This is a genomic window from Jeotgalibacillus soli, from assembly GCF_000829435.1.
GTDB classification, from domain to species: Bacteria; Bacillota; Bacilli; order Bacillales; family Jeotgalibacillaceae; genus Jeotgalibacillus; species Jeotgalibacillus soli.
Map to the genome: position 1 here is coordinate 208,482 of NZ_JXRP01000017.1, position 12,084 is coordinate 220,565.

9 protein-coding genes are annotated in these 12,084 nt (G+C 40.9%); all 9 read left to right on the forward strand.

Features of this window, described 5'->3' with window-relative positions:
• The first annotated feature begins 155 nt into the window (after positions 1-155).
• Entirely contained in the window at positions 156-1,178 is a 1,023-nt protein-coding gene (locus tag KP78_RS10070) for a TAXI family TRAP transporter solute-binding subunit (RefSeq protein WP_200889223.1), read from the forward strand.
• Positions 1,179-1,200: 22 nt separating this feature from the next.
• Positions 1,201-3,165: a TRAP transporter permease gene (locus KP78_RS10075; RefSeq protein ID WP_041088574.1), complete on the forward strand. Its 1,965-nt coding sequence runs from the start codon at positions 1,201-1,203 to the stop codon at positions 3,163-3,165.
• Between the two features lie 14 nt (positions 3,166-3,179).
• A complete protein-coding gene (locus tag KP78_RS10080) occupies positions 3,180-3,881 on the forward strand; it encodes a FadR/GntR family transcriptional regulator (protein ID WP_041088576.1) in 702 nt (233 codons plus the stop codon).
• 17 nt (positions 3,882-3,898) lie between these two features.
• Positions 3,899-5,311 carry an FAD-binding oxidoreductase gene (locus tag KP78_RS10085; protein ID WP_041088718.1) on the forward strand — a complete coding sequence of 471 codons (1,413 nt, stop codon included), beginning with the start codon at positions 3,899-3,901 and terminating at the stop codon, positions 5,309-5,311.
• Positions 5,304-6,566, forward strand: a complete 1,263-nt coding sequence (locus tag KP78_RS10090; protein ID WP_041088578.1) for a (Fe-S)-binding protein — start codon at positions 5,304-5,306, stop codon at positions 6,564-6,566. The genes KP78_RS10085 and KP78_RS10090 overlap by 8 nt, the downstream gene beginning before the upstream one ends.
• Positions 6,567-6,584: 18 nt before the next feature.
• A complete protein-coding gene (lhgO, locus tag KP78_RS10095) occupies positions 6,585-7,793 on the forward strand; it encodes an L-2-hydroxyglutarate oxidase (protein WP_041088580.1) in 1,209 nt (402 codons plus the stop codon).
• A 240-nt stretch (positions 7,794-8,033) separates the two neighbouring features.
• Positions 8,034-9,050 (forward strand): dipeptidase, encoded by a 1,017-nt coding sequence (locus tag KP78_RS10100; protein ID WP_041088582.1) that lies wholly within the window; start codon positions 8,034-8,036, stop codon positions 9,048-9,050.
• 536 nt (positions 9,051-9,586) lie between these two features.
• Positions 9,587-10,687 (forward strand): glutamate 5-kinase, encoded by a 1,101-nt coding sequence (gene proB / locus KP78_RS10105; RefSeq protein ID WP_041088584.1) that lies wholly within the window; start codon positions 9,587-9,589, stop codon positions 10,685-10,687.
• Positions 10,688-10,705: 18 nt separating this feature from the next.
• The gene (locus KP78_RS10110; RefSeq protein WP_041088585.1) at positions 10,706-11,953 is read left to right on the forward strand and encodes a glutamate-5-semialdehyde dehydrogenase; all 1,248 of its coding nucleotides are present in this window, start codon (positions 10,706-10,708) and stop codon (positions 11,951-11,953) included.
• The last annotated feature ends 131 nt before the right edge of the window (positions 11,954-12,084 follow it).

The following is a 12,084-nucleotide window of genomic DNA, read 5'->3' on the forward strand; positions in this document are numbered from 1 at the left end:
CGGCAGTCTTTCAATTGTTTGGAGAAGGTTTTTTCTGTTAAATGAGACTTCTGAAATTTTTTTAAAATATTATGAATTTTTGTTGAACAAATCTTGTGATATTGTATACTTGTATTACAAGTTGTATAAAGCGCTTACATTTTACGAAGGGGTGAATGTTTGTGATTAATCGAAAGTGGAAAATCATCATGTCAATACTAGCACTTATATTTGTTACAATTGTAGGGGTGCGTGCAGCAGCAGAAAATAAAGAAAAACAATTTGTTTCTGTTGCCACTGCGTCCACAGGGGGAACGTACTATCCAATTGGCGTTGGGATGGCGAACATTTGGAGTACATACTTAAAAGAAGAAAAAATTCAAGCGAGTGGTCAATCTTCAGCAGGCTCCATTGAAAACATCGAATTATTAAGGGAAGGCGAGGCTCATCTTGCCATCTTACAAGGGTTAATTTCTACCCAGGCTTATGATGGAAATGGCTCATTTGAAGGAAAACGTTATGAAGATTTGCGCACAATATCTATGCTTTGGCCAAACGTTGAACACTTTGTTCTTATGAATAATAAAATTGAAACAGGTACGATTGAAGATATTAATGGAATGAGATTTTCAGTTGGTCCACAGGCAAGCGGTACAGAACAATCTACTGTCGTCATGATGGAAGGTCTTGAAATGACAAAAGCAGATATTTCTCCTGAGTATTTAGGGTACAGTGATACAGTTTCTGCGATGCGTGATGGAAGATTGGACGGAGGTTCATTACCTGCGGGAATTCCTATCTCAGCGATCATTGACATGTATGCGAGTAATGTACAGGCTACTGTTCTGGAAGTAACCGATGAACAGCTGGAAGCGATTAATACAGTGTCAAATAGTTGGTACAGATATACGATACCAGGGGGAACGTATCCCCGTGTCGAGAATGATATTCAGACCATAGCCCAGCCAAACTTGCTTTCTACAACGAGTAAGATGGATGAAGAAACAATTTATCTCTTAACGAAATCACTATATGAAAATCTTGATGAAATGTATGAGGTTCATAGTTCGGCAAAAGAAATGACCTTAGAGACCGCCTTAGACGGCGTAACAGTTCCGCTGCATGCCGGAGCGTACAAGTATTTTAAAGAAGCCGGACTGGATATTCCAGAAAATTTAATACCACCTGAAGCAAAGTAAAACAAAACAAGGAGGGATTTAAATGACGAAAGCAGCTGAATACGATCAAAACGATTCACTAGCACTGGATAAAGAAGCAGGAGGAGGCATGCGGTCTCTTACCGGCTCCTATCGAAAAATTGCGGGAACGATTGCTGTTTTACTATCTATCTTTGCTATATACACAAATGGTTTATCCAATATTCAGGAGATTTACAGAAATTTAATTTTCCTTGGATTCTTATTAGTTTTAACTTTTTTGTTATATCCAGCTAGTAAAACATCAGACAAACATCGTTTCACAACACTTGACTATTTATTCGTGGCACTTTCTATAGCGGGACTTGGATATCTTCTTTTTAACTATACAACGATTCATGTTGATAGAGGATCACAAGCCATTCTGCCAGATTATATTTTTGCAGGGATCACAATGATTGTTTTACTTGAAGCTGCTAGACGTGCAATAGGATTATTTATACCTATATTGTGCGGCGGTTCCATTATATTTGCCTTGTTTGGTATGTACTTTCCTTGGATTTTCGGTCATGCAGGGTTTTCCTTGGAACGTCTTTTGTATCGTCTATATATGACAACAGAAGGGATTTTAGGTCTTACACTTTCAACCGCCTCCACATTTATTGTGATGTTTATATTGTTTGGTGCATTTCTGTCTGTCAGCGGAGCTACACAGCTTTTTAATGATCTGGCTCTTGCCATTGCAGGACGAAAACGAGGCGGTCCTGCACAAGTAGCTGTCCTTTCAAGTGCACTGACAGGCTCGTTAAGCGGCAGTGCAGTAGCCAATGTTGCAACAACAGGTGCATTTACCATTCCTTTAATGAAATCGATCGGACTTAAGCCAAAGTTTGCAGGTGCAGTTGAAGCAGCAGCCTCAACTGGAGGAATGATTATGCCGCCAATTATGGGTGCCGCGGCCTTCATTATGGCTGGGTTCCTTGGTGTCTCGTATACTACGATTATATTAGCTGCGATCATTCCGAGTTTTCTCTATTATATTGCGCTTATCTTTGCGATTGACCTCGAAGCAAAAAAACTAGGACTTAAGGGGATCAGTAAGGAAAATATCCCGGATGTCGCAAAGGTTTTAAAGGAGCGTGGCATGTTACTTATTCCGATCCTTGTGGTTATTACAACACTGCTAATTGGTTATACCGCATTATTTGCCGGTTTTGCCGGGATAGGAGCTGTCATTGTTTCGAGCTGGCTGACAAAGGATAAATCAACACGAATCACCTTTACAAAGGTCATTGAGGCCTTTGTGGAAGGCGGAAAAGGAACCATTCAAGTAGGTATTGCCTGTGCTGCAATAGGTATTATCATCTGTGTCGTGACCATGACAGGTGCAGGATCGACACTTGCCTTTAATATCGTGGAAATGACGGGCGGTATGCTGTGGCTGATTTTAGTAGTAGTTATGATTACCTGTATAGTCCTTAGTATGGGATTGCCTTCGACTGCTCTCTATATTGTTGTAGCCGTTACAGCAGCGCCGGCTCTCGTTGCGGCTGGGGTGAACCCAATTGCTGCTCACTTTTTCGTATTTTGGTTTGGGGCTATGTCAAATATTACTCCACCGGTAGCATTGGCAGCGTATACGGCTGCCGGGCTTGCAGGTGCAAATGCGATGCAAACATCTTGGGAGGCGCTTAGACTTGCGCTGCCGGGTTTTATCATCCCATTTATGATTGCCTATAATCCAATCATCGTACTTCAGCCAGGAGAAGGAGAAACATTGTCTATTATGTCTATCGGTCTTGTTGTGATTACGAGTACGATTGGAATCTATGCACTAGCAAGCTCGTTAGCGAACTACTTAAATGCAAAGTTGAACATTGTGGAACGAGTCCTTTTATTTTCTGGTGCATTATTATTGATTAAACCAGGCTTAGTTACTGACCTTACAGGCCTTGCGATCTGTACAGTTGTCGTACTAGCTCATCTTGTAAGGGTAAGGAGAAGAAGTACTGTTGAAATAAGTGTATAAGGAGTTTGTTATGAATGAAAATCGAGCGAAAAAAGATATCTGCTCAGATTTTAGAGCAATTGAAAGAGTTGATTAAAGAAAATAAATTCTCATCCGAGCAGCCGTTTCCATCCGAAAATGAACTGGCAACGATGTTCGGGGTGAGCCGTGCACCGGTTCGGGAGGCTCTAAGTGTTTTGGCAGCGAGTGGTATTATTGAATCGCGTCAAGGGGGAAGAAGCTTTGTAAGAGAGGTTCGGCTCGCGAGTATGCTGGAAACTTTGCCGTTTGAGGTGATTCCAGTTGAACAGATTTATGAAGTGCTTGAAATGCGGATTATTATTGAAACAAAAGCAGCATCCCTTGCAGCCTTGCGGCATGATGCTAACGATCTAAGGGAAATTGAAAAAGCACTTAATGATTTTCAAGTAACGCTCATCAACATGGAGGCTGTCGGAGCTCAAGCGGATGTTAATTTTCATAAACATATAATGAATGCTACAAAGAATAAATTTCTTATTCAGGTGATGGAAAATATCGATGAGCTTTATCGCAAAACGATTTCCTTTACATTGGCAAAAAATGTCGGTTTTCCTGATAAACGTGAGCAAGTATTTCAGGAGCATGAAAATATTTTTTTAGCGATTAAGAGAAGGGATGGAAAAGAGGCAGAACTTGCGATGAGAACCCATCTTGAAAATGTAGAGAAGAAGCTAAAATTACTTCATCAAAAATGAAAAGGGGTGGCATCATGATGGTAACGGAACAAATTGTCAACCAACTGAAGAAAATAATGGAGTCTGAAAGCAGAATCTTAACGGAAAAAGCAGATCTTGTTTCCTACTCTTTTGATGCTTCCTTCGGGACTTATTTCCCTGAACTCGTGCTGCAGCCATTATCTGCAGGTGAAGTAGCAGGAATCGTAAAGCTTGCAAATGAATATAAAATCCCCATCTATCCTAGGGGAGCTGGCACTAGTTTAAGTGGAGGTCCACTACCTGTTCATGGCGGCATTGTTCTTGATTTTTCACAGTGGAATCAATTGCTTATTGTTGATCCTGAAGACACAGTTGCCATTGTGTCTCCCGGGGTCATCACAGCGAATATTGACAAGGAAGCAAAAAAACATGGTCTTATGTATCCACCTGATCCAAGCAGCTCGCATGTGTCGACAATAGGAGGTAATTTAGCAGAAAATGCTGGAGGCCCACGCGGTTTAAAATATGGCGTGACGAAAGATTATGTACTTGGTTTGGAAATTGTTACTGCCGAAGGAGAAATTATAAGAACGGGCGGGCGAACGATAAAAAATGTAACCGGATATGACCTTACGAAACTGATCGTAGGAGCGGAAGGAACCCTTGGGATTATAACAGAAGCAACGCTGCAGCTTATTCCAAGACCACAAGCATCCAAAACCTTAATGGTGATTTTTGCAGATATTGTGGATGCTGGGCGCGCCATTTCCTCCGTACTGACTTCAGGGATTATGCCTTCTAAAATGGAGATTATGGATCAAGCATCTATTGCTGCAGTGGAAGCATACGAGCCGGTGGGTCTCCCGGTGGATGTCGATGCGATTATCCTTATTGAATTGGATGGTCACCCGCTTGCTATTGAAGATGAGAGCGAAAAAGTAAAGCAGGTTTGCCTGGATTTAGGTGCACGCAAGGTTGTTATCGCAAAGAATGATCATGCTGCTGCAGAGCTGTGGAGAGCAAGGAAGCTCGTATCTCCCGCCATTGTCAGGACAAAACCAACTAAGATATCAGAGGATGCTACAATCCCAAGAAGTAAAATTCCTGAAATGTTTAAACGTTTACAGGAGATCAAGAAAAAATATCAAGTAGACTTGGTCGTATTTGGTCATGCTGGCGACGGGAATCTGCATCCCAATATTATTACAAATATTCAGGATAAAGAAGAAATGAAGCGGGTTGAAAAGGCTGTGGAGGAAATCTTTGCAACTGCGATCGAACTAGGGGGCACCCTTTCCGGTGAACATGGAATTGGAACTATGAAAGCACCGTTTATGGAAATGGAGCTTGGTGAAATTGGAGTGGAAATGATGAAACGCATGAAAACGGCATGGGATCCTAATAATATACTAAACCCTGGGAAGATTTTTCCTGTAAAGGGACAAAGGCTTGTGTTAGTAAATGACTAGTCAGCTTGCGTATAAGGAAACGTTTGACTGTGTTCAATGCGGATATTGTCTTCCTGCTTGCCCCACGTATCTCACGATGGGAAAGGAGCGCCACTCTCCCAGAGGACGCATCAATTTAGTGAAATTAGCAGCTGAAGGAAAAATCTCCCTTGATGAAATTTCTGACTCTCTAGATCTTTGTCTAGGCTGTAGAGCCTGTGAAACTGCTTGTCCTACAAATGTACAATACGGAAAAATTCTTGAATCGTTCAAAGTGGCGAAATCAGAAAGTAACCAGTCACCATTTATCGAAAAACTCGCTTTGCAAAACGCACTGCCAAATAAGTTCTGGCAAAAAGCAGCTGTGCGAACGCTTGGAATCTATCAAAAAACGAAACTAAATAAATTGGCAAGGAAGTCTGGCTTACTGCGTGTTCTTCCTGAGCGGCTGCGTGCATTTGAAGAAATTACTCCGGTCGTTCAGCCTCCAAAAAGAAAAGTCAGACAAAATACGATTTTACCGAAAAAAGCAAAATTAAATGTAGCTTTTTTTACCGGCTGTGTGATGGATGTATTTTTTGCGAAAATTAACGATTTAAGCATTAGGCTATTGGAGCATGCCGGGTGTCATGTAACGATTATTAAAGAACAAACTTGCTGCGGAGCATTGCAGCATCATAGTGGAGATAAAAGCTTTACGAAAAAGCTTGCGAAGGAAAATATTACAGCATTTGAACAGGCAGAGTATGACTATGTGGTTAACAGCATCGGCGGTTGCGGTGCCATGCTGGTTGAGTATGACAAACTATTGGAAAATGAACCTCAATGGGTCGAGAGAGCTGAAAAATTCGCGAAAAAAAATATTGATATAAGTGTTATATTAAGTAGCCTCGGGATTTCCTTTGAAAAAGAAATCAATAAAGTGGTAACGTATCAGCCGTCCTGTCATCTATTAAATGTACAAAAGGTAAAAGATGATCCAGTAAAATTGATTACATCCATCCCTGGTCTTACATATCTTCCGCTTCCACAGGCAGATATGTGCTGCGGATCGGCGGGTATCTACAATATTGTCCATTACGAGGAATCAATGGATATTCTTGATGAAAAAATGAAGCATGTTCACACTGTAAGACCTGCGGTTATTGTGACATCCAACCCAGGCTGTCATCTGCAAATGTGCCTTGGAGTTAAACGCGAAGGTCTTGAAAAGAAAATTAGAGTTGTCCACATCGTGGAGCTTTTAGCTGAAGCGTGTGGGATCGAAGCCGTCTAAAGGAAGAAGGAATGATTTATGTATGATTACATTATTATTGGTGGAGGAATAGTGGGTCTTTCCGTTGGATTGGCTTTATATAAACAAAATCAAAATGTGAAAATTGCCATTTTAGAAAAGGAAAACCATGTGGCTGCGCATCAAACAGGCCATAATAGCGGTGTCATTCACTCGGGCATTTATTACAAACCAGGCAGTTCTAAAGCACGGCTAGCTAAAAAGGGCAGTGAATCAATGAGAGCGTTTTGCCTTGAACATGGTCTTGAAGTAGATATTTGTGGAAAAGTCATTGTTGCAAGTGAAAATGAAGAATTGCCGCTTCTGGATAACCTATATCATCGCGGCATAGAAAACGGACTTGATATTCGTTTAATTGATCAAGCAGAATTAAAAGAGATAGAGCCTCATGTTAACGGTTTGAAAGCTATTCACGTACCGATGGCCGGAATCGTAAATTATAAGCAGGTAGCAGAAAAGATGAAAGAGCTTATTATTCAAAATGGCGGTGAAATCCTGCTGAATCATAAAGTAACGGCTATTCATGAATCGGCCAATGAAGTTGTCATTGACACTTCACAGGGAACACTTAAAGGCTCCTACTATATTAACTGTGCGGGTCTCCAGTCTGATCGGATTGCTAAGCTCGCGAAAATTAAAACAGATGTTAAGATTGTTCCTTTTAGAGGGGAATACTATATGCTAAAGGATGAGAAAAAAGAGCTAGTGAAAAATTTAATCTATCCTGTTCCTAACCCGAATTTTCCATTTTTAGGCGTGCATTTTACAAGAATGATTGATGGGAAGGTTGATGTTGGTCCTAATGCAGTCTTAAGCTTTAAGAGAGAAGGCTATACAAAAACCGATATTAATTTGGTCGATTTGATGGAGGTACTCTATTATAAAGGCTTTTGGAAGCTGGCTGGCCAGTATATGAAAGAAGGCATGGATGAAATGGTGCGTTCTTTTTCAAAAAAACATTTTATCCAGAACGCTCAAAAATTAATGCCTGATATTAAAGAGGATGATATCATTCCTGGTCCTGCTGGTGTCCGTGCACAAGCGTTGAGGAATGACGGATCGCTTGTTGACGATTTCTTCATCATTCCTGGGAAACGCTCTATCCATGTATTGAACGCTCCATCGCCTGCAGCAACAGCTTCAATTGAAATTGGAAAAGAAATCGTAAAACAGATTGAAAATAGATTTCTGCAGCATTCCGTCAGTTAAGCATAGGTGGAAGCAGAAAATAATTGAGAGCTTATCGGGCAAGTAATAAAATCCGCTTTTTAATAGGAAGGAACGACGAATTTCTGAGGCAGATGAATAGTAATAAAGGGGGCGATTACTCAAGGAATATTGTAATCTTCTGAGATTCGCCTCTTTCATGTTGGTCATATTCAAATAATTTACATAATTATATCTTTTTCTTTAGTATAGTGAAGACACCATACATAGGAGGGCTGTTTCATGACACGTGTAGAAACGATAAAACTACATTCACTGAAGATTGATGCTCATTTTGATTTGTTAATGGATGTGTCTTTTCAACGGGAAAAAGGAAGAACCAAAGTAATAGAAACTGATTATTGGCCTCGCTTTATAGAAGGAGGAGTTGATGCCATTATTGCGTCTGTTTTTCTCGATAGCCGCTTTTTACCGGAAATGGCACTTCGTAAGGCACTTAATCAAGTAAGCTGTCTTTATGAGGAAGCAGGAGAATCACCGGATAAATTGGTGATTTGCAGAAATAGTGAAGAAATGGTAGCAGCAAAAAAACAAGGGAAAATCGGTTTTTTATTATCTCTTGAAGGAGCAGAACCGATTGGGGAGGATTTAACTCTTTTACGCGTGTTCTTTGAATTAGGTGTGCGAAATCTTGGATTGGTTTGGAGCAGAAGAAATGCAGTAGGGGATGGCAGTCATTTTGGTCCTATATGTGAAGGGAAAAAAGGAGGAATTACTCCTTTTGGTGTGGAGCTAATAGAAGAGGCTCAGAAGCTTGGGATGACGATTGATGTGTCTCATTTGAATGATGAAGGATTTTGGGATGTGATGGAAATCTCAAAGAAGCCTTTTATTGCTTCTCATTCCAATGCGCGAAAGCTTTCGCCTACGCTGAGAAATTTAACCGATGAACAAATAAAGGCCATTGCATCAAGAGGCGGCGTAATTGGCGTTAATGCTGTCAGCACGATTGTTGCAGAAAAAGATGAAGACAGCCATTTAGAGCAGCTTCTTCATCATATTGATCATATGGTTAAGCTGGTAGGCATTGATTACGTTGGTATTGGATTGGATTTATGCAATGATTTCTACAAGTATATATCGCCTGAGGATCTAGCAAAAATGCCCCGCAAGGCCTTTGATGTCGTAGATGGTCATCAAAATTTTATGAAGGTAATAGAAGGCTTGATCAGTAGAGGATATAGCGATGAAGACATTGAAAAGATAGAGGGAGGAAATTTTTTAAGGATTTTCACGTGAAAAGATCATTGCAGCCGAAAAATCATTCTTGACATATAATCGTTTACTCTGCATAATATATAAAAATATATGAACGGTAATGATGGACTAGTACGCGGACCTTTAAGTGAAAGAGAGCGAGGTTTATAAGCTGGAAGGCTTCGCCACAGTAAAGCCGCAGAACCTGCCTTCAGAGTCCTATGCTTAAAACATAGGCGCTAACACTAGCGTTATCAAAAAAAGCGGGATGTTTCGATACATCCAATTAAGGTGGTACCACGGAAGCGTTAGCTCTTTTCGTCCTTTTACAGGGATGAGAAGGGCTTTTTTTATTATTGGCTCTGCTAAACTTGCCGGTTGATTTCCGCTTCAGGCGTTCGCTTTCCGCGGGCGGTTCGACGCTCCTCGGCGCGATGCGCCTGTGGGTCTCCCGCCTTACTCCAATCAACATCGTGCAAAAATCAACAGATCTTTAACATAGCGTTATTATTAAACCATGCATTATTTATTAGATAGAAGCTTGGAATTTCTATAGGGTGACAATGGAGGAAACTACAATGAAGAAAAAAAGGATCGTTGTCAAAATCGGTAGCAGCTCCTTAACGAATAGAAGAGGAGAAATCGATCAGGAAAAATTTTCTGATCATATTAAAGCTGTTGCAGCTCTTCGCAAGGAAGGGCACGAGGTATTACTGGTGTCCTCGGGTGCTGTGGCGGCAGGCTTTAGGCAGCTTGGCTATCCTTCAAGACCTGTAACGCTGAAAGGGAAGCAGGCCGCAGCTGCTGTAGGTCAAAGTTTATTAATACAGTCATATATGGAACAGCTTGGTCAATTTGAGATCGTACCGGCACAGATTTTACTGACGAGAAACGATTTCTCAAAAAAGAAACGCTATAAAAATGCTTATGCCACCATTATGGAATTATTGGAACGAGGAATACTGCCGATTATAAACGAAAACGATACGGTTTCCGTTGAGGAATTGACCTTTGGTGACAATGACATGCTTTCTGCTTTGGTAGGAGGGCTTGTACAAGCCGATCAGCTAATCATCTTAACGGATATTAACGGTCTTTACGATTCAAACCCAAGAGAAAATCCATTCGCACAAAAATTTGATCACCTGGTTGAAATAACGGAGGAGATGATGGCTGGAGCGGAGGAAGCAGGGTCAAATGTAGGCACCGGGGGTATGAAGTCGAAACTAATTGCAGCGAGAACGGCGCTGTCTCTAGGAACGAAGGTGTTTATCGGTCAAGGACAAGGCGACAGAAAGTTAATCGCCATTCTAGAAGGGGATGGAGACGGTACCTATATTGGGAGCGATGCACTCTTATCCATTAATAACAGCAAGCAATGGATTGCTCACCATTCATCCGTATCCGGGAAAATTTTTGTCGATCAGGGAGCTGAAACCGCGCTCGTCTCGAATGGCAGAAGCTTATTGCCAGCAGGAATTTCTGACGTGTCAGGTGCTTTTGTAAAGGGAGACGTGGTTGAAGTATTTGGATCAAATGGATTACTTGGAAAAGGTGAGGTTCTCTACTCAATTGATGAACTAAAAAGAGTGATGGGTAAGCGTAGTGATGAAGTAAGTGAAGAATTTGCGTTAGCACCCATTGTCGTGATTCATCGTGATACATGGGTAAAGGCATAATAAATGGAGGGGAATTAGATGAATGAAGTGGTGAGAAAAGGCAAGGCGGCAAAAGAGGCAAGCTTTAAGCTAATTGGAGTCAGCACAGAAGAAAAAAATAAAGCACTTAAGAAAATTGCAGAGCAGCTTTTAACGGATCAGGATTATATTCTTGCTGAGAACAAAAAAGACATTAGCGATGGAAGAGAAAGAGGGCTGTCCGAATCCATCCTGGACCGTATGCTATTAACTGAAAAACGGATTGAGGATATGGCAGCAGCAATAAAATTCTTAATTGACATACAAGACCCAATTGGTGAAACGATTGAAAAAATCGAAAAGAAAAATGGGCTTTTTATTCATAAAAAGAGAGTTCCAATCGGTGTGATTGGTATGATTTATGAGGCAAGACCGAACGTTACCATCGATGCAGCAACACTATCCCTAAAAACGGGCAACGCAGTCATTTTAAGAGGAAGCTCCTCTGCCAGTTATTCCAATAAGGCGCTTGTTAAGTCGATTCACAAGGCTCTTGAGCAGACGAATATTCCTCTTGATTCCGTTCAGCTCATTGAAGACACAAGCAGAGAAACAGCAAAAGAGCTATTTCATCTAAATCAATATCTAGACGTTCTGATCCCAAGAGGAGGAAAAAACCTGATTGACACGGTCGTAAGAGAATCGACTGTACCGGTTTTGGAAACGGGAGCAGGTAATTGCCATTTGTTTATAGATGAGACTGGTGAACCAGAAATGGCTGCATCGATTGCTATAAATGGGAAAACACAGCGACCATCTGTATGCAATGCGCTTGAAACGATCTTAGTTCACGAGAAATGGTTTGCAGAAAACGGTGAAAAGCTTTTGCAAGAGCTGGATCACAAAGCGGTTGAAATTGTAGGAGATGAAACGGTTTGCAGTGTTTTTCAAAAAGCGAGGCCTGCAACAGAGGATGATTGGTATGAAGAATATTTAGCGCTTACTGTAAGCATTAAAGTCCTAAAGGATGTAGAAGAAGCCGTTCTGCATATTAATCAATATGGAACAAAGCATTCTGAAGCCATTATTACGCAAAATGAAGACCATGCTACTCTATTTCTATCAAAGGTAGACGCTGCCGCTGTTTATCATAATGCTTCTACAAGATTTACAGATGGGTTTGAATTCGGCTATGGAGCAGAAATTGGAATTAGTACACAAAAACTCCATGCAAGAGGACCAATGGGCTTACCGGCCCTAACATCAAGCAAGTACTTTATATATGGCAATGGACAAATTCGAGAATAAGGGATCACCCCAGTCTAAAGCATCAGTCCTAGTTCTCTATCGGACTGATGCTTTTTTAATATCGTTGTAGTTAAATATGTTTCTAGAAGGCTGTACAATAAAAGATTAAAATGATTTCTATTAACACATGA

What these genes read in the sequence shown, in the direction of transcription:
- KP78_RS10110 (WP_041088585.1), top strand. Translation starts at nt 10,706, where the DNA reads ATGAATGAAGTGGTGAGAAAAGGCAAGGCGGCAAAAGAGGCAAGCTTT.
- lhgO (WP_041088580.1), top strand. Translation starts at nt 6,585, where the DNA reads ATGTATGATTACATTATTATTGGTGGAGGAATAGTGGGTCTTTCCGTT.
- KP78_RS10070 (WP_200889223.1), top strand. Translation starts at nt 156, where the DNA reads ATGTTTGTGATTAATCGAAAGTGGAAAATCATCATGTCAATACTAGCA.
- KP78_RS10080 (WP_041088576.1), top strand. Translation starts at nt 3,180, where the DNA reads ATGAAAATCGAGCGAAAAAAGATATCTGCTCAGATTTTAGAGCAATTG.
- KP78_RS10085 (WP_041088718.1), top strand. Translation starts at nt 3,899, where the DNA reads ATGGTAACGGAACAAATTGTCAACCAACTGAAGAAAATAATGGAGTCT.
- KP78_RS10075 (WP_041088574.1), top strand. Translation starts at nt 1,201, where the DNA reads ATGACGAAAGCAGCTGAATACGATCAAAACGATTCACTAGCACTGGAT.
- KP78_RS10100 (WP_041088582.1), top strand. Translation starts at nt 8,034, where the DNA reads ATGACACGTGTAGAAACGATAAAACTACATTCACTGAAGATTGATGCT.
- KP78_RS10090 (WP_041088578.1), top strand. Translation starts at nt 5,304, where the DNA reads ATGACTAGTCAGCTTGCGTATAAGGAAACGTTTGACTGTGTTCAATGC.
- proB (WP_041088584.1), top strand. Translation starts at nt 9,587, where the DNA reads ATGAAGAAAAAAAGGATCGTTGTCAAAATCGGTAGCAGCTCCTTAACG.